Annotated in this window: 22 protein-coding genes; 8 read left to right on the top strand and 14 right to left on the bottom strand. The window is 74.3% G+C overall.

Going from position 1 to position 20,513, the window contains the following annotated elements; genetic code table 11:
* Window positions 1-27: 27 nt before the first annotated feature.
* The 3 genes from ACFY9V_RS25735 to ACFY9V_RS25725 all read right to left on the bottom strand — a co-directional run bounded on the left by ACFY9V_RS25735 (window position 28) and on the right by ACFY9V_RS25725 (window position 3,170).
* Window positions 28-1,443, bottom strand: a complete 1,416-nt coding sequence (locus tag ACFY9V_RS25735) for a hypothetical protein (protein ID WP_391163100.1) — start codon at window positions 1,441-1,443, stop codon at window positions 28-30.
* Entirely contained in the window at window positions 1,440-2,039 is a 600-nt protein-coding gene (locus ACFY9V_RS25730; protein WP_391163098.1) for a sigma-70 family RNA polymerase sigma factor, read from the bottom strand. The genes ACFY9V_RS25735 and ACFY9V_RS25730 overlap by 4 nt, the downstream gene beginning before the upstream one ends.
* Before the next feature lie 285 nt (window positions 2,040-2,324).
* On the bottom strand, window positions 2,325-3,170 hold the full coding sequence (locus ACFY9V_RS25725; RefSeq protein ID WP_355341518.1) for a helix-turn-helix transcriptional regulator: 846 nt from the start codon (window positions 3,168-3,170) through the stop codon (window positions 2,325-2,327).
* Between the two features lie 193 nt (window positions 3,171-3,363).
* Between ACFY9V_RS25725 and ACFY9V_RS25720 the strand changes: the two genes are divergently transcribed.
* Entirely contained in the window at window positions 3,364-4,119 is a 756-nt protein-coding gene (locus ACFY9V_RS25720) for an SDR family oxidoreductase (protein WP_391163097.1), read from the top strand.
* 115 nt (window positions 4,120-4,234) lie between these two features.
* Here the strand turns inward: ACFY9V_RS25720 and ACFY9V_RS25715 are convergent, their stop codons facing one another.
* Complete coding sequence (locus tag ACFY9V_RS25715) at window positions 4,235-4,459, bottom strand: hypothetical protein (protein WP_391163096.1); 225 nt, start codon at window positions 4,457-4,459, stop codon at window positions 4,235-4,237.
* An 18-nt stretch (window positions 4,460-4,477) separates the two neighbouring features.
* Window positions 4,478-6,043, bottom strand: a complete 1,566-nt coding sequence (locus ACFY9V_RS25710; RefSeq protein WP_391163095.1) for a SpoIIE family protein phosphatase — start codon at window positions 6,041-6,043, stop codon at window positions 4,478-4,480.
* Window positions 6,044-6,202: 159 nt separating this feature from the next.
* Between ACFY9V_RS25710 and ACFY9V_RS25705 the strand changes: the two genes are divergently transcribed.
* From ACFY9V_RS25705 to ACFY9V_RS25695, 3 genes are all read left to right on the top strand, one after another.
* Complete coding sequence (locus tag ACFY9V_RS25705; protein ID WP_391163267.1) at window positions 6,203-6,943, top strand: SAM-dependent methyltransferase; 741 nt, start codon at window positions 6,203-6,205, stop codon at window positions 6,941-6,943.
* A gap of 121 nt (window positions 6,944-7,064) precedes the next feature.
* Window positions 7,065-7,592 carry an NUDIX hydrolase family protein gene (locus tag ACFY9V_RS25700; protein ID WP_355341772.1) on the top strand — a complete coding sequence of 176 codons (528 nt, stop codon included), beginning with the start codon at window positions 7,065-7,067 and terminating at the stop codon, window positions 7,590-7,592.
* A gap of 71 nt (window positions 7,593-7,663) precedes the next feature.
* Window positions 7,664-8,080 carry a hypothetical protein gene (locus ACFY9V_RS25695; RefSeq protein WP_391163094.1) on the top strand — a complete coding sequence of 139 codons (417 nt, stop codon included), beginning with the start codon at window positions 7,664-7,666 and terminating at the stop codon, window positions 8,078-8,080.
* 408 nt (window positions 8,081-8,488) lie between these two features.
* On the opposite strand, the gene ACFY9V_RS25690 is transcribed toward ACFY9V_RS25695, so the two are convergent.
* From ACFY9V_RS25690 to ACFY9V_RS25675, 4 genes are all read right to left on the bottom strand, one after another.
* The gene (locus ACFY9V_RS25690; protein ID WP_391163092.1) at window positions 8,489-9,349 is read right to left on the bottom strand and encodes an aminoglycoside adenylyltransferase domain-containing protein; all 861 of its coding nucleotides are present in this window, start codon (window positions 9,347-9,349) and stop codon (window positions 8,489-8,491) included.
* Window positions 9,350-9,452: 103 nt separating this feature from the next.
* Entirely contained in the window at window positions 9,453-10,013 is a 561-nt protein-coding gene (locus ACFY9V_RS25685; protein ID WP_391163090.1) for a GNAT family N-acetyltransferase, read from the bottom strand.
* Window positions 10,014-10,166: 153 nt separating this feature from the next.
* Window positions 10,167-11,165: a hypothetical protein gene (locus ACFY9V_RS25680; RefSeq protein WP_391045944.1), complete on the bottom strand. Its 999-nt coding sequence runs from the start codon at window positions 11,163-11,165 to the stop codon at window positions 10,167-10,169.
* A 162-nt stretch (window positions 11,166-11,327) separates the two neighbouring features.
* Window positions 11,328-11,648 (bottom strand): hypothetical protein, encoded by a 321-nt coding sequence (locus ACFY9V_RS25675; protein WP_391163088.1) that lies wholly within the window; start codon window positions 11,646-11,648, stop codon window positions 11,328-11,330.
* A gap of 73 nt (window positions 11,649-11,721) precedes the next feature.
* Here ACFY9V_RS25675 and ACFY9V_RS25670 point away from each other — a divergent pair, with 73 nt between their 5' ends.
* A complete protein-coding gene (locus ACFY9V_RS25670) occupies window positions 11,722-12,606 on the top strand; it encodes an alpha/beta fold hydrolase (RefSeq protein WP_391163086.1) in 885 nt (294 codons plus the stop codon).
* 26 nt (window positions 12,607-12,632) lie between these two features.
* Here the strand turns inward: ACFY9V_RS25670 and ACFY9V_RS25665 are convergent, their stop codons facing one another.
* Window positions 12,633-13,508 carry an NAD(P)H-binding protein gene (locus ACFY9V_RS25665; RefSeq protein ID WP_391163084.1) on the bottom strand — a complete coding sequence of 292 codons (876 nt, stop codon included), beginning with the start codon at window positions 13,506-13,508 and terminating at the stop codon, window positions 12,633-12,635.
* 190 nt (window positions 13,509-13,698) lie between these two features.
* Between ACFY9V_RS25665 and ACFY9V_RS25660 the strand changes: the two genes are divergently transcribed.
* Window positions 13,699-14,424: a TetR family transcriptional regulator gene (locus tag ACFY9V_RS25660; protein WP_391163083.1), complete on the top strand. Its 726-nt coding sequence runs from the start codon at window positions 13,699-13,701 to the stop codon at window positions 14,422-14,424.
* A 98-nt stretch (window positions 14,425-14,522) separates the two neighbouring features.
* On the opposite strand, the gene ACFY9V_RS25655 is transcribed toward ACFY9V_RS25660, so the two are convergent.
* Complete coding sequence (locus ACFY9V_RS25655) at window positions 14,523-14,978, bottom strand: hypothetical protein (RefSeq protein WP_391163082.1); 456 nt, start codon at window positions 14,976-14,978, stop codon at window positions 14,523-14,525.
* Between the two features lie 100 nt (window positions 14,979-15,078).
* Between ACFY9V_RS25655 and ACFY9V_RS25650 the strand changes: the two genes are divergently transcribed.
* Window positions 15,079-15,501 (top strand): MerR family transcriptional regulator, encoded by a 423-nt coding sequence (locus ACFY9V_RS25650; protein WP_391163080.1) that lies wholly within the window; start codon window positions 15,079-15,081, stop codon window positions 15,499-15,501.
* Between the two features lie 838 nt (window positions 15,502-16,339).
* Window positions 16,340-18,280 carry a hypothetical protein gene (locus ACFY9V_RS25645; protein ID WP_391163079.1) on the top strand — a complete coding sequence of 647 codons (1,941 nt, stop codon included), beginning with the start codon at window positions 16,340-16,342 and terminating at the stop codon, window positions 18,278-18,280.
* A gap of 161 nt (window positions 18,281-18,441) precedes the next feature.
* On the opposite strand, the gene ACFY9V_RS25640 is transcribed toward ACFY9V_RS25645, so the two are convergent.
* The 3 genes from ACFY9V_RS25640 to ACFY9V_RS25630 form a co-directional block, all read right to left on the bottom strand.
* Complete coding sequence (locus ACFY9V_RS25640; RefSeq protein WP_391045963.1) at window positions 18,442-19,077, bottom strand: DUF1345 domain-containing protein; 636 nt, start codon at window positions 19,075-19,077, stop codon at window positions 18,442-18,444.
* 149 nt (window positions 19,078-19,226) lie between these two features.
* Window positions 19,227-19,520 carry a DUF1905 domain-containing protein gene (locus ACFY9V_RS25635; protein ID WP_355341469.1) on the bottom strand — a complete coding sequence of 98 codons (294 nt, stop codon included), beginning with the start codon at window positions 19,518-19,520 and terminating at the stop codon, window positions 19,227-19,229.
* A 79-nt stretch (window positions 19,521-19,599) separates the two neighbouring features.
* Window positions 19,600-20,424 (bottom strand): ECF transporter S component, encoded by an 825-nt coding sequence (locus tag ACFY9V_RS25630; RefSeq protein ID WP_391163265.1) that lies wholly within the window; start codon window positions 20,422-20,424, stop codon window positions 19,600-19,602.
* Window positions 20,425-20,513: the final 89 nt, after the last annotated feature.

Here is a 20,513-nt window from a genome sequence, read left to right as displayed (position 1 = left end):
GGGCGGCGGTCAACGGTCGGTCGGCGGTCAGTCGCCGCGCGGGGCGGGCGCGGTGGTCACGGCTCCCGAGCCCACGGACTCGGCGTCGGGTGTCCCGGCTCCGCCCGCGGATTCACCGGCGGCGGGTCCGGTGCGGGCGCGTCCCCCTGGCGGGGTCGCGCCGGGCCCGGCGGCGGCCGACGCCGAGACGCCGACCGGGCCCGACTCGGCTTCGCCACCGCTGCGTTGACGGGGCGTCACCTGGGCGTGGCCGACGCCCCGCGCGAATTCTGTGGACGGCGCGCTCGCGGCGGACACCGCGGAGACGCCCACCGTGCCCGGCTCCTCGGCCCGTTCGACGTGCGCGTGCGGTGCCGGGGCGCGGACGGGCGCGGCCAGCGGCGGCGGTTCGTACGGCGGCAGCGACCCGATCGCGGCGGCCACCGCGCGCGGCACGGAGGTCGCCCGGACCCGCAGCGGTGTGCCGTGCACGGTGAGCAGTCCGTCGCGGTCCACGTCCAGCAGCCGGGCGCGGCCGTGCGTCCTGCCGTACGCCAGCACGCGAGGCCCCGCGGCGCCCGCGAGGTCGGCGGCGTCGGGGAGCGGGCCCTGGCAGACCACGAAGGCGGGGCCTTCGTGGGTGTCGCTCCACCGGGCGGCGTCGCGCAGCGCCTGGGCGACGGGCGGCCCCGCGTGCCGGGGGTGCACGCCGTCGGCGACGGTGACGGCGCCGGGCGGCAGCCGCCGGTCGAGCTGGGCGGCGAGCGCGTGGACGAGCGGGCGGGCGACGCGTTCGTCACCGTCCAGCGAGGTGACCGGCGCGCCCGAGGCGAGGTCGAGGAAGACCGCGCGGTCCCCCTCGACGCCGACGGCCGCGATCAGTACGGGCGGTGCGACCGGCTCCTGCTCCCAGCCGGCGCCTTCCCCGATGGCCAACCGGTCCGCGAGTCCGGCGGGTTGGAGGTCGTGCCACTCCTCGTACGCGCTCCACCACACGCGCGGGTCGCGGTCGTCGGCGACCCACGGCGGCGGCGGTTGGGGGACGTCCCGGCCCGCGACGAGGACCCCGACGAGACCGTCGTCGGCCCCGTCGCCGACCAGCACGCCGTACGGGCGGCAGCGGTCGGGGGCGGCGGCGTGGGCGGCGCGCAGCGCGCGCTCCCCGGTCCGCCAGACGGCGGGGTCGTCCAACAGGCGTCCCAGCAGCCGGAGTTGTCGCCGGTAGCGGACCCACCCGCGCAGCGGCGCGGTGAAGGCGTTCGCGGTGAGGCGGCTCTCGCGGCGCGCCCAGCGGCGCACCACGCGCCATCCGCCGATCCGGCGGACCGACCGGTTGGTGAGGACCAGCACGGCGATGACCAGGCCGAGGACGCCCAGCACCGTGCAGATGGCGCCCCGGTGGTCGGTGAACACCTGGAGGGGCCCGCCCGCCAGCTCGACGACGGCCGGTTGCGGACGGGTCATGCGGCCGTCTCCTCGTTCTCCAGCACACCCAGCTCGCGGCGCAGCGAGCGGAGCGCGTGGTGGGTACGGGACTTGACGGTCCCGCGGGGTATCCCGAGGACGTCGGCGACCTCTTCGCTGCCGCGTCCGTAGATATGCACGTGCACCAGTACCTCGTGGTGCGCGTAGGGCAGTCGCCGCATGGCCTGTTGCAGCCACCGCCGGTCCACCACGCGGTCGGCGAGGTCGTCCCAGTCGGCGGTGTCGGGGCGGACGTCGGCCGCGCTGCCGACGGGTATCGCGCGGTCCTTGCGCCAGGTGTCGACGGCCAGATTGTGCGCGATCCTGAACAGCCAGGGCCTGATCGGCCTTTCCTGCCAGTCCAGTTGATCGGCCCTCAGCCACGCCCGCAGCAGGGTCTCCTGCACGACGTCCTCGGCGTGCCGCAGGTCGGGGGCGAGCAGCTTCGCCACGTACCGCAGCAGCGCCTCGCGTTCGCCGCGCAGCCGGGCGGCGGCCAGTTCACCGCCCGCGACGGAAGGGCCGGTTAAGCCGCCCGCCTCGCCGGAGACCTCACCGCCTGACAGTGCGTCAGGAAGATCCTGTGTCGGTTTCACCACAGTTCCCTTTCTGCCTGCCAGCTCTCCCGATCACAGTAGGCGGCCGGTCGTCACCGTCCGAGAACCCCCGATGAACACCGCGCAACAACCACATGACTCCCATGCGAATCAGCTGCCCCGGCGCTAGCGGCCCGCCGAACGCCCTCTGAGCTGGGAGGAGTTCGCGGGCAGCCGAGACCGGTGCGGTCCGTGCGAAGGGGACGCCGCCGCGCCGAGGGCGTCCGCGCGCCCTGCCGCGCCCCGCGCTCTACCACGCCCTGCCGCGCTCTGCCGCGCCCCGCCCTACCGCGCCGTCATGTCCTGCGTGCCGATGACCGAGAGCAGCTCCAGTTGCTCCGCGCCCTCGGTGCCGGGGGCGGCGCTGAACCAGAGCAGCCGCTGCCGGCCGTCCTCACTGAACAGGCAGTGGCAGTCCAACTCGATGACGCCCAGCGACGGATGGACGATCCGCTTGTGGTCGGTGCGGCGGAAGGCCACGTCGTGGGCGTCCCACAGAGCGGCGAATTCGGCGCTCTCGCGCCGCAGATGGGCGACCATCCGCGCGACCTCGGTGTCCCGGCCGCGCTGGCCCGCGACCGCCTGGAGGTCGGAGACGAAAACCCGCGAGTGGTGCGGGTGGTCCTCGGGCGGGTAGATGCCGCGCGCCCGCGGATCGGTGAACCAGCGGAAGACGAAGCTGCGGGCGGGGCCGCGTACGGCGGGTGGACGGCCGAGGAGCGCGGCGGCCGGCTCGTTCTGCGCCAGCGTCTCGTGCAGGTCTGAGATGACCTGGGCGGGGGTGGTGGTCAGCCGGTCGAGCAGGCCCAGCAGCGCGGGCTGTACGGGGGCGGCCGAGCCGTGCGCGGAAGGGGGCACGGGCCGCTCGGCGAGGTGGAACAGGTGGTCGCGCTCGTCCGTGGTCAGCCGCAGCGCCCTGGCCAGCGCGGCCAGCGTCTGGGCCGAGGGCTGGGCGCCGCGGCCCCGCTCCAGCTCGGTGTAGTAGTCCGCGGAGAGCCCGGCGAGCTGGGCGACCTCCTCGCGGCGCAGCCCCGGCACCCGCCGCCGCGGCCCGGCGGGCAGCCCCACGGCGTCCGGCCGTATCCGGTCGCGCCGGGTCTTCAGGAACGCCGCCAGCTCGGGAAGATTCACCCCTCCATCGTCACTCGCCGCGCCCGGCGGGGCCAGGCCGCAGCCAGGGGACGGCAACCCCTGGGTGGGCTCAGCCCTGGCTGACCGCGTGGAAGCGACCGACAGTGGGAAGCGGACCGGCCCCCGGCAGGACGTACGAACGCCGGGGCGGTCCGGCCGCCCGACCGCCCCCGTTTCCGTACAGGAGCCCCCCATGACGACCACCCCCGAAACCCCCTCCCGGCCGCGCGTCGCCGTCGTCACCGGCGGCTCACGCGGCATCGGCCGCCAGGTGGTGACCCGGCTGGCCGCCGACGGCCACGCCGTGGTGATCGGCTACGCGGGCAACCGCGGCCTGGCCGAGGCCGCCGTCGAGGAGGTGACCGCGGCCGGCGGCCAGGCGCTCGCCGTCCAGGCCGACATCGCCGACGAGACGGCCGCCGCGGCGCTCTTCGACGCCGCCGAGTCCGCGTACGGCGGTGTCGACGTCGTCGTGCACGCCGCCGGGCGCATGGCGCTGTCGACCGTGGCCGAGCTGGACCTGGCCGAGCTGGACGCGATGCACCGCACGAACATCCGCGGCACCTTCGTCGTCGCCCAGCAGGCGGCCCGCAGGGTGCGCCCCGGCGGCGCCGTGGTCACCTTCTCCACGTCCGTGCTGGGCCTGTCCTTCCCCGGCTACGCCGGTTACGCCGCCAGCAAGGGCGCGGTCGAGGCGGTGACGCTGATCCTCGCCCGCGAGTTGCGCGGCCGGGACGTCACCGTCAACGCGGTGGCGCCAGGCCCCACCGCGACCGACCTGTTCCTCGACGGCAAGGACGAGGAGACCGTCGCCCGCCTGGCCGCCCAGCCCCCGCTGGAGCGGCTCGGCACCCCCGCCGACATCGCCGAGGTCGTCGCCTTCCTCGCCTCCCCGGCCGGTCACTGGGTCAACGGCCAGGTCGTCCGCGCCAACGGCGGCATCGTCTGACCGGCCCCTTCGAGCGGGCGTCGCGCGCGGCCGTACGGCCTCGGGCCCCGGCGACCAGGCCCGTCGCGGACGGCCGCGCGTACACACACACGGCCGTACGGCCTCGGGCGCGCGGTCAGCCGATGACCGGGCCCGAGGCGACGCGGCCGTCGCCGCCGCGGTTCAGCCACGCCGAGATCTCGCCGCCCGCGCCGATCAGGATGGAGTCGGTCTTCCCGTCGCCGTCGAAGTCGGCGCAGCGGACGTGGGTCGCGCCGGCCGTCGGTCCCGTGGCGATCCGGCCGAGCGGCGCTGTGGAGCCACCTGCCGGTGCGCGACGGCGCGCCGGGCGCCCCTTCACGGCAAGCGCGCCCGCGGCCTATCCCGGTGTCAGCGCTGCCAGCAGGACCGTGCGGTCGTCCGTGGTGGCGTCGGCGGGCGGGTCGCGGAGGAGGGTGTCGCAGAGGGACTGCAACTGCTCCTGGCCGACGTCGACTTCGGCCAGTGCGGCGGCCTCGGCGGCGGCGCGGGCGGTGGCGCCGCCAACGGGACCCGTACCGGGGCCGGTTGGGGCGCGGTCCGCACCGTCGGCACCGATGACCGGGCCGCCCGGCGCCCGTTCGCCTATGCCGTGGTCGAGGGAGCGGGCGAGCCGGGCGATACCGGCGTCGATGTCGGAGCGGCGGCTCTCGATCAGGCCGTCGCTGTAGAGCAGCAGGAGCGTGGGCTGGTGGATCTCCAGCACCGAGGGTTCGGCGCTCCAGGCGCTGAGCCCCAGCGGCAGTCCTGCGCCGAGCGGGACGGGGCGGGCGGCCTCGCCCGGTGCGCGGATCAGCGGCGGCGGGTGGCCCGCGCCGACGACGGTGCAGGTGTGCTGTTCCGCGTCCCACTCGGCGTACACACAGGTGGCGAAGGAGGCGTCGGGGGTGTCGGCGGCGAGGGCGTCGAGCCGGTGCAGCAGTTCACGCGGATCGGTGTCCAGCGCGGCCAACGTCCTTGCGGCGGTGCGCAGTTGGATCATCGCGACGGCGGCTTCCGGGCCGTGTCCCATGGCGTCGCCGACGATCAGGCCGACCCGGCCGCCGGGCCTGGGCAGGACGTCGAACCAGTCGCCGCCGATGATGTCGTGCGGGCCCGCGGGCCGGTAGTCGTGGGCGACGCGGCAGCCCTCGAAGGTCCGGTCGGTGTCGGGCAGCATGCTCCTGCGGATGGCCAGCGCGGTACGGCGCTCGTGCTCGTATCGGCGGGCGTTGTCCAGGGCGACCCCGGCCCGCGCGGCCAGCGACTCGACGCCCGCCATGTCCTCCAGTCCGAACGGCGGCAGGTGCGGGCCGCGGGTGCAGGCGATGAAGCCGATCACGGCGCTCTGGAGGCGTATGGGGACCACGAGGAAGGACGCGGTGCGTAACAGGTCGTGGATGCGGGCGTCGCCGCGTCCGGAGGCGGCGAGCCGGTCGAAGGTGTGGGTGTCGACCGCGTCGAGCAGTTGGGCGTGGCCGGTGGCGAGCGCGCGGGCGTACGGGGTCTGGCGCGGGAAGACCAGCACCTCGTCGATCGGCAGGACGCCTTCGGTGCTCTCGGCCGCCGCCGCGCCCATCCGCAGCGCCAGCCGCCTGGCCTCGATCTGCGGCGGATCGGCGGACGTCCCCGCGCTCTCGTCGACGAGCCAGCGCTCCAGCAGATAGACGGAGGCGGCGTCGCAGAATCCGGGCGCCATCGCGTGGACGACATGGTTTCCGGTCATATGCAGATCGAGCGCGGAACCGATGACATCGGCCGCTGGACCGACCGCCAGCCGCCCGCGGCGCGGGGGCGGCGGCTTCTCGCGGAACGCGGAAGCGGCCCCCGGCGCGTCCTCGAGGGCGCTGTCCTCGGGCTGTTCGTGCGCTTCGTGTCGCAGGGTCGTGCCTTCCGCCGAGCCGTTGCGGCGGGCGGCCGAAACCACCCGGTGGAGACGTACGCACCCCGCAGCGCCCCGTCACCAGGATTCTATGATGACCGTTCAAGACGCGGCCGTCGAAAGGGACTTGTGGTGAGCGGACGCAAAGATGTCCCGGAGGGCGTGGATCCGGCCAAGGCGAGCGTGGCGCGGATCTACGACGCGATGCTCGGCGGGGAGCACAATTTCGCCATAGACCGGGAGGCGTTGGCCGCTTTCACCGCCATCGACCCGCAGGTGCGGGCGCTGGCGCGGGCGAACCGGGCCTTCCTGGGCCGGGCGGTGCGCTATCTGGTCGACGCGGGCGTCCGGCAGTTCGTCGATCTGGGCTCCGGCATCCCCACGCAGGGCAACGTCCACGAGGTCGCGCAGTCGATCGCGCCGGGCACGCGGGTGATCTACGTGGACAACGATCCGGTGGCCGTCGCGCACAGCGCGTCGCTGCTCGCGGACAATCCGGACGCCGACATCGTGAGCGCGGACATCCGGCGGCCCGACGACGTACTGAACTCGCCGCAGCTACGGAAGCTGATCGACTTCAACCAGCCGGTCGCCGTCCTGATGATCACGATCCTGCACTTCATCACGCACGCGGAGGACCCCGAGGGGCTGGTCGCCGCCTACCGTGACGGGCTGCCCGAGGGGAGCTGGCTCGCGCTGAGCCACGCGACCGACCAGGACCGCCCCGGCACCGCCGCCGCCGTCGGCCAGCTCTACCGGTCGAAGGCCACCTCTCCGGTCACCGCCCGCTCCCACGACCAGATCGCCGCGCTCTTCACCGGCTTCGACCTGGTCCCGCCGGGACTGGTCTACGTCCCGCTGTGGCGCCCCGATCCGGCCGACGAAATCCCGGACAATCCCTCGGAGTTCTGGGTCTACGCGGGCGTGGGCCGCAAGAGCGGCTAGGGCGGCGGATCGCGGCGGGCCCGGCAACCGCGCAGGTCCGGACAGCGGACCGCACGGGTCCGGTTCGGCTCCCGGGCCTGTGCGCGGGCGGGTGGCGACGTACGATCAGCGGATGGCTGACATGACCGAAACCACGCCCGGCTGGCTGGCTCCCGACGAACTGGAGCTGACGCGCGCACGTATGCCGATCCTGTATGTCGACGCCGTGCCGGTGCGGGTGGACGACAGCGGGGAAGTCACCCACATCGGGCTGCTGCTGCGCATCGGGCCCGACGGGACGATCAGCCGCACGCTGGTGTCGGGCCGGGTGCTGCACCACGAGCGGGTCCGCGACGCGCTGCTGCGGCATCTGGAGAAGGACCTCGGCCCGGTGGCGCTGCCCCGGATCCCGGCCTCCCCGCAGCCGTTCACCGTCGCCGAGTACTTCCCGACCGAGGGGGTCACCGCGTACCACGACCCCCGGCAGCACGCGGTGTCCCTCGCCTACGTCGTACCGGTCGCGGGCGACTGCCGCCCGCGCCAGGACGCGCTCGACCTGGTGTGGTTCACCCCGCAGGAGGCGTCCTCGCCGCAGCTCCAGCAGGAGATGCCGGGCGGTCGCGGTGTCCTGCTCCGGCAGGCCCTGGCGAGCGTCGGCTGCCTGTCCTGACGGTCCGGTCCCGGCCCGCCGCCCTGTCATCTGTCAGGAGCGGCGGGCCGTTCCCCTTTCCTACGGTGCTGGTGGCGGCCTCGAAGGGCCGGTTCCGCGAGGAGAGGGAGAGCGACATGGGCAAGGTCATGCGGGGCGTGGCGGCGCTGGCACTTTCGGTGGCGGCCGTCGGCACGGTCGGCGCGGTGCGGGCCGACGCGGCGGGCGGCACGGTCCACGGCTGCCCGTACGGCGCCGTCTGCGTCTACCCGAACGACACGGACTGGGGCAACGACCACCCCAGCTTCGTGTACTGGAGCTACGGCGCCCACAACCTGAGCAATCAGTACGGGTGGCACGACGTGCTCAACAACCAGTCCGGGGGCGCCCGGGCGAGGCTGTGGACGGGCTACAACGGCACCGGCCAGGTCGTCGACGACCTGGTGGCGGGCGGCGCCTGGCACTACGACCTCGGCCCGGTCAACTCCATCACCTTGGACCGCCCCTGACGGCCCGTCAGTCTGCTGACCGGGCCGCCGGGCACGTTCAAAGTCCGCACCAGCCGGTCGAGGTCGGTGTACGCAGTCCGCGCACCGGAGACCGTGCCGGACATCGCACCGGAGGCCGTACGGGACGTCGTATCGGCGGCTGTGCCCGTCGCGTAGGTGTCGGTGTACGGGTGCGACCGGCCGCTGGCCGCCGCTTGGCCCTGTGCTTGCGCCAGCGCCTGGGGGCCACGGCGCCGAGGTAGGAGCGGGCCCGCGCCTGCCGCTCCTGACAGGTGACAGGGGTCGCCCGTGCGGCGGCAGGGCGCGGCACGGGCCAACGGCCGGTCGTGCCGGGATTCCGGGTCGTGACGGCCCCCCGGAGCGGGCTGGGGGGCGACCGCTGAACGGCTGCTGGGGCGGCGGCGGTCCTCAGAGCCGGTCGGCGTCCGCGATCACTTCCATGACGAACGCGCCGGTCAGCCGGAGCCGCCGCGCCCGGTCGGCGAGGTCCGGGTCGCGGGCGAGCCCGGCCGGAAGCGGCACAGCGCGGCGATGGGCGAGGGCCGTGCGGATCAGCGGGTGCCAGCACGGCGTGAAGGTGTCCAGGGCGTACTCCCCCGCGCCCTCCTTGGAGACGATGTCCCCGGTGGCGACCGTGCGGTGCAGCCGGGACACCCCGAGCGCGCCCCAGGTGGTGAGCGAACGTCCCGCCGAGCGCGCCGCGACCAGCGGCTTGCCGGGCGTCTTCCCGGCCAGCGCCTTCTCGGCCCAGGGGTGCCAGTAGCCGTGCAGATTTTCCAGATTCCACGCGCGCAGGCGTTCCGGTTCCGGGTCGAGCCCGAGGGCGCCGGGGGCCGGGCCGCGCAGCGGGATGCCGCGTTCGCGCAGCACCTTCCACACCACAGGGTTGACGTCGAAGGCACGGCCGCGTGCGAAGGAGTTCCCGGTGTGCGAGGCCAGCGGGCGGATGGCCGTCACCGGTCGGCGGAGGTCGGCGGCCGACACGTAGACCGCGTTCACCGTGCCGGGGACCGTCACCCGCGCCCGCAGCAGCGCCCGTACGACGGGGGTGGCGTTGCCGACCGGGTGCAGCGCCCGCAGCCGCCGGAGGTCCCCCGCCGTGAAGCCGCCGTCCACCGCCGCGACGACGTCGATGTCGCTGCCGCCCGCGCGCCACGCCCCGAGCGCGGCCGAACCGACCACGTAGAAGTGGGTGATCCGGCCCGGCAGCAGCCGGTCGGCGGCGGACAGATAGCGGCGGGTGAGGCGGGCGGCGTCGGGATGGAGCATTCGGGGAGTCTGCCACGGGCGCCCCGGGGCCGCGGTGCGCCGTCGGCCCGGCGTCCGGTACGAGGACGGCGGGCGGGCGGTCAATCAGCGGTCGGTCGGTCGGTCAGCGGGCGTCCCGCCCGGCGGCACGCCACTCCGGTGCGAGGATCGACCAGACCTCGGCGTCCTGCCGTACGCCCCGGTAAAGGTAGGTGGCGCGCAGCAGCCCTTCGCGGGTCATGCCGAGCCGCTTGGCGACGTTGACGCTCGGCGTGTTCTTGGGCGACACCATCCACTCCACACGGTGGATACCGCGTTCGTACACCGCCCAGTCGATGATGACGCGGGCCGCCCGGGTGACCAACCCCTGTCCGGCGGCGGCCGGTTCGAGCCAGCAGCCCACCTCGCAGTTGCCAGCCGCCGCGTCGAAGACCTTGAACAGGACACCGCCGACGAGCAGTCCGTCGAGCCAGATGCCGTAGAGGCGGCCCGCGTCGGCCGCCGTCTTGTCGGCGTACGACTGGAGCCAGTTCCGCGCCGAGTCCAGGTCGGCGGTGGCGTCGGCCAGGCCGATGTGCTGTCCGATGTACTCGCGCCCGCGGTCCATGTGGGCCAGGAACTCCTCGGCCCGCCACGGCTCCAGCGGGCGCAGCTCGGCGTCGTCTCCCAGGGAAATCGCGAACATCTCGTCCTCCACGTCGGCATCGCACAGCGGCGCCGCTCCACGGCACGCGCCCCCGCAGACCTACCGCAAAGGGAGCCGCCGCGACCAGCGGTTTTCGCCCGGCGCGGGTCCGTACCGCCCGGCGCGGGTCCGTACCCCTTCGGACGTACGGCGTCAGCGGTCGGCGCGGGCGCGCCAGGCGAGGAACGGGACCAGGGGCGACTGGCCGTCCAGGTAGATCCAGGGCATCTCGGTGGCCCGGTCCCCGAGGACCTGGAACAGCGGACGCGCGAGGCGGAGGTCCCCGGCGAGCGCGAAGGTCATCGCGAAGGTGTTGAAGGCCAGCGGCCAGTCCCGGCGGCGTACGAAGTCCGGGTGGTAGACCGAGCGCGCGGCGGCCTCGTTGACGGCGCGGACCACGTCGGCATCGGCCAGATACGGCGACTCCGCGTCGCCGCCGAGTGCCAGCCACTCCTCCAGGTGGGCCTGGGCGACGAGGTGGCCCATCGGGCTCCCGGCGGGGGCCGCCAGCATCGACTCGCGGGCGAAGGCGTGCGTCCGGGCCCACGAGCCGCCCCACTTCGGGCAGAGCTGCTGCACGTGCTGCCGGTGGGCGGCGACATGGCCGGGCGAGCGGCGGCAGGTCGCCGCGAAGCGGCGCTCCGCGACATCGGATCCGACGCCGAGACCGCGCCCGGTGATCTGGAGGAAGTACCAGGGCGCCGCCCAGGTCGGCTCGCGCTCGGCCGCCTCCAGCAGGTGGTCCTCGGCGACGGTCAGCCGGGCCCGGAAAAGCTCCCACTGCTCGTCCGACACGTATCGCGCCGCGAAACCCGTACGGGCGTGCCAGGCCCAGGCGACATGCCGGGCGCCGGAGACCAGCAGCGGCAGCGCGTCGTCCGGCTCGGCGGCGATCACGTCGCCGATCCACCGCTCCACCCCGGCGACGCTCTGCACGCCCTCCAGCAGGAAGGTCAGGTCCTCGCCGTCCGTCGCGGCGGCCAGTCGCGCGCGGATCAGCGGCCACTGCTCGACGCCCTCGCGCGCCGCCGCCCGGATCTCGGCGAGCCGCGCGTCACCGTAGGACAGGTCGATGCCGGGGACCCGCTTGCGGCGCAGCAGGAAGGTCTCCCCCTCCGCGCGGCGCACCCTCAAGAGGCTGGTCCAGGACATACGACGCAGAATACGCCGGGCGCCCGACCGTCGCCGGTCCGGTGGCCGCCTCCCGCCGGTCCGGTGGCCGCCTCTCGCCTGTACGTGGCCCGTCCCTCGCCGGTATGTCGCCGATCCGGTGGCCGCCCTCGCACGCTCCTCGCCCGGTGCGGCCCGCACGGCTCATCCGGCCCCTGGACGTACGGCGACCCCGGCCGGTCCGGCACGGCGCGGCCCCTGTCCGGGACCCGCGGACCGCGCCCGCGCCACCGGCGGATGCGTCCATTTCGGGGTCCAGGTGTCGGACGCCCGGCCGTCCGGCGCGGTGCCGCGCAGGTGGCGGCGCAGGACGGTCAGCGCCGGATGCGGGTTGTCGGCGCGCCAGACCAGCGAGTGCGGGTCCGTCGCGTGCCTGCTGGAACCGTGCCGCGTCGGCGACGGCGACGAAGGTGCGTACGGCGTCGAGATCCACGCCGACCGACGCAGCTCGCGAGGTACGGCCATCCCGCTCCCCGGCGGACGGCCGCCGCCGGAACCCGGTTGCCCCCGTCCCGAGGCCGCTGCCACAGTCGTCGCCATGACCGCCGACTCCACCGCGACCGCCACGACCGCCACGACCGCCACGAGTTCTTTCACCGCGCCCGACGGGACCCGGCTCGCGTACCACGCTCTCGGCGAGGGGCCGCCGCTGATCTGCCTGCCCGGAGGCCCGATGCAGGACAGCGCGTATCTCGGGGACCTCGGCGGTCTCACCGCGCACCGGCGGTTGATCCTGCTGGACCCGCGGGGCACCGGCGGCTCGGCGGTCCCCCAGGACACCGGCTCCTACCGCTGCGACCGGCTCGTGGACGACGTGGAAGCCCTCCGCGTCCATCTGGGCCTTGACCGGGCGGATCTGCTCGGGCACTCCGCCGGTACGAATCTGGCCGTGCTGTACGTCGCCCGCCATCCCGAACGCGTCGGGCGGCTCGCGCTGATCACGCCGAGCGTCCAGGCGGTCGATGTCCCGGTCACCGGGGACACGCGGCGCGGGACGGCGCTGCTGCGCGAGGGCGAGCCGTGGTTCCCGGCCGCTTTCGCCGCGCTGGAGGCGGTCGTCGCGGGCAAGGGCGACGCCGGGACGTTCCGGGCCGTCGACCCCTTCTTCTACGGGCGTTGGGACGACGCGGCCCGCGCGCACCGGGACGCGGGCGAGGCGCACAAGAACGCGGAAGCCGGGGAGGTCTTCGGTTCCGAGGGCGCCTTCGACCCGGCCGCCACCCGCGCGGCCCTGGCGCGTTTCACTTCCCCCGTCCTCGTACTGGCCGGGGAGGTCGACCTCAACACCCCGCCCTCCGCCGCGGCCGAGGTCGCCGGTCTGTTCCCGCGCGCCGAGTCGGCCGTCCAGCCCGGCGCCGGTCACTTCCCCTGGCTCGACGACCCGGCGCGTTTCGTGTCGACCGTGGCGGCCTTCCTGCGCTGACGAGCACGCGGCCGAGAGGTCGGCCGTCAGGCAGCGGACGTGATCGCCTCGTCGAGTACGTCCCTGAACGGCGTCGGCGGGCGGCCGATCAAGGTGGCGAGCGCCGGGTCGACCGCGGTGAACTCGCCCTGCCTGCCGGCCGCGAACATCCCGAGGAGCAGTTCCGCCTGCGCGGGTGAGGCGCCGTGCCCGACGAGGAGGTCCCGGTACTCGTCGTCGCCGATGACGACGCGCTTGACCGGGCGCCCGGACAGTTCGGCGGCGGTCTCCGCGACGTCGGCGAGATCGAGCGCTTCGGAGCCGGTGAGCGGCGCGGTCGGACCCGACGGGCGTACGGACCGGTCGTCGGCGGTCAGCACGCGCGCGGTGGCCTCGGCGAGGTCGGCGTGGGCCGTCCAGGAGATGGGGCCGTCCTCCGGCGCGGCCAGCTCGCCCGTGCGCACGGCGGCGCCGAGCAGCATGATCGCCGAGCTGGCGTAGTAGCCGTTGCGCAGGGAGGTCCACGGCACGCCCGAGTCGCGCAGCGCCGCCTCGGTGGCGGCGTGGTCGGGCATGGGCGCGAAGAGGGAGGTCGGGCTCGCGCCCATGTGGCTGGTGTAGAGGATGCGGCCGGCCCCGGCGGCCTTGGCTCCGTCGATCGCGGCGTGGTGCATGGCGAGGGCGGGCTCTCCGGTAACGTCGGCCGAGACGATCACCACCTGCGCAGCGCCCTCGAAGGCGTGCGCGAGGCTCGCCGGGTCCGTGAAGTCGCCCCGCCGTACGCGGACGCCCTTCTCCGCCAGGTCCCGCGCCTTGTCGGGGTCGCGGACGCTGACGCCGATCTCCTCGGCGGCGACGCGGGTGAGCAGCCGGTCGACGACGGCCCGGCCGAGTTTTCCGGTGGCTCCGGTGACGATGATCATGAGGTGTCTCCAGGTGGGTGAGGGTTTGCGCGGCCTCGGCGCACGGGCGACGCGCGGTCGACAGATCGACATGCCGATAGGTGTCGCCGTACCGGTGGCGGGACGAGCAGCACTGAATCACCGCTAACAACTCACACGCTAGCACCGATAATAAATCACCGCTAACGCGATTCCTGTTACCGTCGACACCATGAGCGTCGGAGACATCGCCCCTGAGGACGGTCCGCGCGAGCGCATCCTCGCCGCCACCGCCAAGCTGCTCGCCGAGGGCGGCCGGGAGGCCGTGTCGACCCGGGCGGTCGGCGCGGCGGCCGGAGTGCAGGCACCGACGATCTACCGGCTCTTCGGCGACAAGCAGGGCCTGCTCGACGCGGTCGCGGCCGACGGCTTCACGGCCTACCTGGCCGGCAAGACGGACCTGGAGCCGGGCGCGGACCCGGTGGCGGACCTGCGGACCGGCTGGGACCTGCACGTCGGCTTCGGCCTCGCCAACCCGGCGCTCTACCAGGTCATGTACGAGCGGACCAGGGGCTCGGTGCCGCCGACGCCCGCCGAGGTCGCGGGCGTGGCGGTGCTGGCCGGGCACATCCGCCGGATCGCCGAGGCGGGCCGACTGCGCGTGAGCGAGGAACGCGCCTCGCTGCTCGTCCAGGCCGCGGGCCAGGGCATCACCAACACGCTGATCTCCCTGCCGCCCGACCGCCGCGACCCGGAACTGGCCGCCCTGGCCCGCGAAGCGGTCATCGCCGCGATCACCACCGACGCCCCGGCCGCCACCGACCCCGCCTCCGGTCCCGTCACCGCCGCCGTGGCCCTGCGCGCCGTCCTCCCCAGGACCTCCGCCCTCACCGCCACCGAACAAGCCCTCCTGCGCGACTGGCTCGACCGCATCGCCACCGCGAAGCCGCAGCCGTAGCCGTAGGCCGTAGGCCGTCCGCGCCCCGAAGGGCCGCCGTGGCCGGCGGCTGGCGGCTGGCGGCTGGCGGCTGGCGGCTGGCGGCTGGCGGCTGGCGATCAACCCAGCCCTGAGCGTTCCGGTCGGGCGGTCCGGTGGTCGACGGCGGGGCGCAGCCAGGGCGTGAGTTGGACGATTCCCCAGGTGGCCTCGGCGGCGAGGAACAGCCACAGGATCCGCGAGGCGCCTTGGGCCAGCGCGTACGCCATCCACGCGGAGAACAGGGTGCGCGCGATGCCGTCGAGCAGGCCGTGTTCGGGCAGGGTCCGTACGATGCGGAGGGCAGCCCAGACGACCACCACAGAGCCCATCAGATTCGCGAACAGGGTCTGCCACACGTCGAGTTCGGGCAGGCCGCCCCAGCCGAGCGCGTCGCCCGCCGAGGACAGCGCGTCGTGCACCCGCGCGTAGGTCCACGGTGTGACGAACCCCACGGTGACCGCGAGGTCGTACCAGGCACTCGCGCGTACGACGCGGAGATAGGCGGGGCGTGCGGGGGCGTGGAAACGAATCATGGGAAGGCTCCGGCCGGTTGGGGGGCTCAGCGACGGCCTCACGCTAAACAGTGGAGTACGGTCCAAGGTCAAGCTCATCGGCCGAGGGGGGAGGCGCGGCATGCGTATCGGAGAGCTGGCCGCTCAGACCGGGATGACCAGGGACGCTATCCGGTTCTACGAGAAGGTCGGCCTCGTCACGGGCCGACGGCTCACCAACGGCTACCGCGACTTCCCGCCCGAGTCGGTGGCCTGGCTGCACTACGTCCGCACCGCGCAGACGCTCGGATTCTCCCTGGCCGAAATCGCCCGGACCGGCGAGGAGTTGCGCGCGGCACCGGACCCCGCCGTAGCGCTCTCCGCGCTGTTCGAGGAGAAGATCCGCCTCCTCGACGCCCGCATGGCCGAACTCGCCACCCTCCGCGCCGAACTCACCGACCGCGTCGGCACAGGCTGCCCCCTCCGGGCGGTCGAACCGGACGGCGACGGTGCCACGCGCGTGACGGCCCGCCCCCTGGCTCACGCCATCCGGCCAGTCGTCTGAAGGACCGAGTAACACGGTGCCGGTGCCGGTGCCGATACGGCGGCAAGGCCCAACCCGGCCGCGCCGAGCGTCTGTTCCGCGCCCGCGCCGTCGTCGCCGCCGCCCCGTGCGTACCGTCCGCATCGGGGGACACGCGTAGGCGGGGGATCGGCGAGGCATATGCCCCTGGCTGTCCGGCAAAGGGGGGTGCGGGGGCGGGATGAGGGCCGCCCCGATCTCCCCTTGGTGCCCGGCCACCAGTACCCTCTTGATCCTCACGGCACCTCCTCCACGGTTCCCGGGCGAACCCCGGTCCCCTGTCGGCGTCTTCGGCGCTCGGCCCTCCCGTGGAAGGGGCAGTTCGGGCGGACAGCCGTGACCCCCGGCAGATCGGCCCGGCTGGCGGTGGGAAATCCGAGTACGGAACAGGGCGTCGAGGTGCCGCGCACAGCGGCTCCTCCTCAAGGGGCAGCGCGAGGGGCGGAATCAGGTGGACGACGACAACGGCACGGGCATACCCGGCGAGGACGGCGCGACGGCCGGGGACGGCAAGCCGGCCGGACAGCGGCAGCCGGGCCCGAGGCCCATGGCCCGGGCGCGGAAGGCTGCGGCGCAGCCCCGTAAGCGCGCCCAGGCTCCCGCCCGGGCGGAAGCGGAGCCGGCAGCGGAGACGCCAGCGGACACGGCAGGGGGCACGGAGGCGGTGGCGGACGCGCAGCCCGAGGGCGGCGCTCAGGAAGCCGCCCCGTCCGAGGCGGCGCCAAAGCCCGCGAAGCCCACGAAGGCCGCGCCGAAGCGCGCTGCCGCAAAGCCCGCCGAGAAGACCGCGGCGGCCGAAGTACCCGCCACCGCAAGCGAGGTGACGGAGCCTCAGAAGCAGCCCGAGGCCGCTCCCATGGCAGCCGCGGCGGCGAAGGCGGCACAGAAGCAGGCGGCGGAGGAGCCCGCCGTGAAGGCCGCCAAGACCGCGAAGACGGCGGCCAAGGCACCGGCCGGGACTCCGGCGAAGGCGCCCGCGAAGACACCCGCGAGAACCGCGGCCAAGACGGCGCAGACACGGAAGACCGCGGCGGCGGCCCCGCCCGCGGGCGCGGCGAAGAAGGCGACGGGGACCAGGCCCCCGGCGAAGGGGCGGAAGACGGCACCGGCCGCTTCGAAGGCGGTGCCGTCCCAGGCCCCGGCCGAGGCCCCGGAGCCCCAGGAGCCCGCGGCCGGGACGCCGACTCCGGTCAGCAGCACCGGACTTGTCGCCCTCCTCCAGGAGAAGGGCGCGCTCGCGCCCGAGGCGGCGCTCGTCGTCCTCAAGGGCTCGCTGGTCGCGCTCGCCGCAGCCCACGAGGCCGGTGGAGCCCACGGCGACATCGCGCCCGAGAACGTCCTGCTCACTCCCGAAGGCACGGTCCAGCTCGTCGACGCCGAACCGGCGGCTCCCGCCCCGGATCAGCCGGAGGCGAACGCCGAGCCGGACACGCCCGAGAACGTCCTGCTCACCCCCGAAGGCGCGGTCCAGCTCACCGACGCCGAACCGGCGGCTCCCGCCCCGGATCAGCCGGAGGCGAACGCCGAGCCGGACGCCGTACCCTCCGGCACCCCCTACAGCGCGCCCGAGCGGTGGGCGGGCGCCCCGGCGTCCGCGGCCTCCGACGTCTACGCGGCGACGGCCGTCTTCCACCAGAGCCTCACCGGCGCGCCGCCGTACGCGGGTGCCACGGCTGCGGAACCGGCGGCCCAGCACGCCGAGGCGCCGGTCCCGGCCGAGCAGGCTCCGGAGCCCGTACGGCCGCTGCTCGCACGCGGGTTGGCGAAGGACCCGGCGGAACGGCCGCAGAGCGCGGCCGAGTTCGCCGCCGAGGCCGAGGCGGTCGCCGTCGCCGCCTACGGCGAGGACTGGGAGGAGCGCGGGCGCGGTGAACTCGCCGCGCTGGTCGTCCTGTTGGCGGCGCCGTCCGGCGATGCGGCGGCGGAAGCGGCCCAGCAGCCGCAGGCCGCCGCCGTACCGGTCGCCGTGGCCGCGTCCGCCGCGTCCGGGGCTGGCGCGCCGCCCGTACCGCCCAAGCACGCGCCCCACCACGCCCCCGCGGGCGGCCCCGAGGCTCCCGCACCCCGCTTCAGCCGACGCGCGAAGGTCCTCGCCGTCGTCGCGGCGGCCGTGATCATCGCGGGCGCGGTGACCGTCACGGCGGTGGCGACCGGCAACAAGAGCGACGACACCCCCGTGGCGGGCCCGACGCCGACCGCCGTCACGTCGCTGACCGCCACGACGCCGACCACCGCGCCCGCCACCCCGTCCCCCACCGTCAGCCTGTCGGCGTCGCCCACGGTCAACGTCTCGCCGACCGGCACACCGACGACGGCGGTCACGCCCAGCAGGACCGTGTCGAGCACGCCCACCGGCACGCCGAGCACGCCGCCCACCACCGCGCCGACCACCCCTTCGGCCGACCCGACGACGACCGGGAAGCCCGCTGCCGGGCCGCACGTGGCGTCCATCGCCGTCACCGGTTTCGACTGCCCGACCGGCAAGCGCCGCACGGCGACCGCCACGGTGTACGTCACCTACGACGGCACCGAGGCGGGCGCCTTGCACCTGACGTGGTGGCACAGCGCCACGGGCAAGCCGCAGGGCGCCGTCACGCTGGCCCGGCAGACTGCCCAGTTCCCCAAGGGCGCGCAGAGCTACACCTTCACGGACCGGTACACGTTCACCCCGGACCGCGATCACCCGTACGTCGGGCTGTCCGTCTCCAGCGACCCGGCCGCCGACTCCGGCAATGGCACCTACGGAGTGGGCTGCCGCTGACCCTCCGGCACGTGTCCGGCACCGCGCGGAAGGCGTCGCGCGGTGCCGGGCACGTGTCAGTGCGGGCGTCAGGGCACCGCAGGTGTCAGGACAGTGCAGGGTCAGGACATTGCAGGCGTCAGGCAGGTATCAGGACAGGCGCCAGGGCAAGTGCCGTGCGCTCACCGCGTGAAGATTCCGGCGACGAGGTTGATGGCGGTCGCGAGAATGCTCGTACCGAACAGATACGACAGCAGTGTGTGCCGCAGGACGACCGCGCGGATCGTCGAACTGGAGACGTCGGTGTCGGAGACCTGGTAGGTCATGCCGAGGTTGTAGCTGAAGTAGAAGAAATCGCGGTAGGCCGGGGCCTCGTCCTCGGAGTTGAAATCGATCCCGCCCTCGGACTCCTCGTAATACAGATACGCGTACCGTGCCGCGTACATCAGATGCAGTGCGGCCCAGGCCATGAAGACGCCGATGAGCGCGGTCGCGGCATGGGCGGTGTCGGAGTTGCCGAGCAGGAACACGACGATGCCGATGAGGCCGCAGAGCGCGACCGCGACGACCACGATCTCCTCCGCGAGCGGTCGCAGGTCCTCGCGCCGCGAATTGTGGCGGGTCGCGGCGGCGTCCATCGGCCACAGCACGCACCAGCCGACCACGACGAAGAACGACTCGGTGGCCGCGATGGCCGAGAGAATTCCCAGCGGCGTGTCGGTCGACGACCCCACGCACGCCCCGACCACCGCCCCGAAGGCGACCGAACCGGCAAGGCGCGGAGCCGCGGACGGCGAAAACCGGATACTCGTACTCACAGGCCGTAACGCTAGTGGTTCACCGCTGTCGGCACGGCAATGGCCGCGCAAAAGTGCCGTACCGGATCGGCGCCGGGGAATCGGCCCGGGGATTCGGTCCGGGGAATCGGTCCGGGGATTCGGCGGGATTCGGCACGGGATCGCCTTCCCTACGTGTCGAGGCGGACGGTCATCTCCACCGTCACGTCGTCCCCCTCGGAAAGCCCCTCCGGTTTGCGCACGGCGTTCTTGAGCGGCAGCAGATAGCCGCCGTCCTTGGGAAAGAGCGAGGTCGCGAAATCGGTGCCGCCGATCCGGGCCAGCACCGGGATCACCCCCCACCCGTACGAGGCCGTCGTCGCCACCTCGCGGATGTCCGCGGACTCCTCCTCCGGCACGGGCACGAAGTAGTACGGCGCCGGTCCGCGCCACTCCACGACCCGCCCCGCGAACACCAGCTCCACGCCCCCAGCCCCTTCTCCCACGTCCTACGTCCCGCGTCCCGCGCGTCCGTCGGGGACAGCCAGGCTAGACCAGTACGGGTTACGTCTCGTCCGCGCCCGCGCCCGGAGCGGACCCAGCGGGCGGAGAGGGCGGGGCGGGCGGGGCGAAGTGGATGGGGGCGGTGAAGTTGGCGCGGCGGGCGGCGCGGCGGAAGGTGATGAGGGCGGCGGGGCCGGCCAGCAGGATGGCGACGAAGTTGGTGACCGCGCGGCCGGTGTCCCAGCCGAGGGAGGTCGCCACGTCGAAGGCCAGGTAGCGGTGCCACTGCTCGGTGAAGGGCAGGCCCGGCAGGTAGGCGATGGAGCTGCCGGGGTCGAGCGAGAAGGGCCAGAAGGAGAGGTTGAGCAGGAAGCCGAAGAGGTAGCCGGACGCCGAGCCGTAGGCCGCGAGCATCAGGATCTCGGCCTTGCCGCGGGCGCGCGGGAGGAGCCCGGCGAGCATCCCGACGAAGGCACAGCCGAACATCTGGTACGGCATCCAGGGTCCGACACCGCCGGTGAGCAGCGCGGACGCGAAGAGGGAGGTGCAGCCGAGGGTGAAGCCGAAGCCGGGGCCGAAGACGCGGCCCGCGAGCACGAGGACGAAGAAGACGGTCTCGATGCCCGCGGTGCCCGCGCCGAGCGGGCGCAGGGCGGCGTTGACGGCGGACAGCACGCCGAGCATGGCCAGGGCCTTGGCGTCGATGCCGCCGTCGGCGATCTGGGCGAAGACCACGGCCAGGACGAGGATCAGCAGGACGCCGAAGATCAGCGGCGGCGCGTAGGAGGTGCCGAAGCGGCCGGGGGCGACGACGAAGGGCCAGAAGAAGGCGACCAGGCCGATGAAGGCGGCCAGGACGATGGTGACGACGGCCGTCGCGTGCATCCGGACGGCGGTGGTACGGCCCGTCCAACGCCCGGCCGCGCCCTTGCCGTTGCCCGCGCCCCCGCTCGTGTCCGTGGCGCCCGTCCTGG

This window comes from Streptomyces sp. NPDC008317 (assembly GCF_042955955.1).
GTDB lineage: Bacteria > Actinomycetota > Actinomycetes > Streptomycetales > Streptomycetaceae > Actinacidiphila.
Note: the sequence above shows the minus strand (reverse complement) of the source record. Positions and strands in the feature narration are given on the sequence as shown.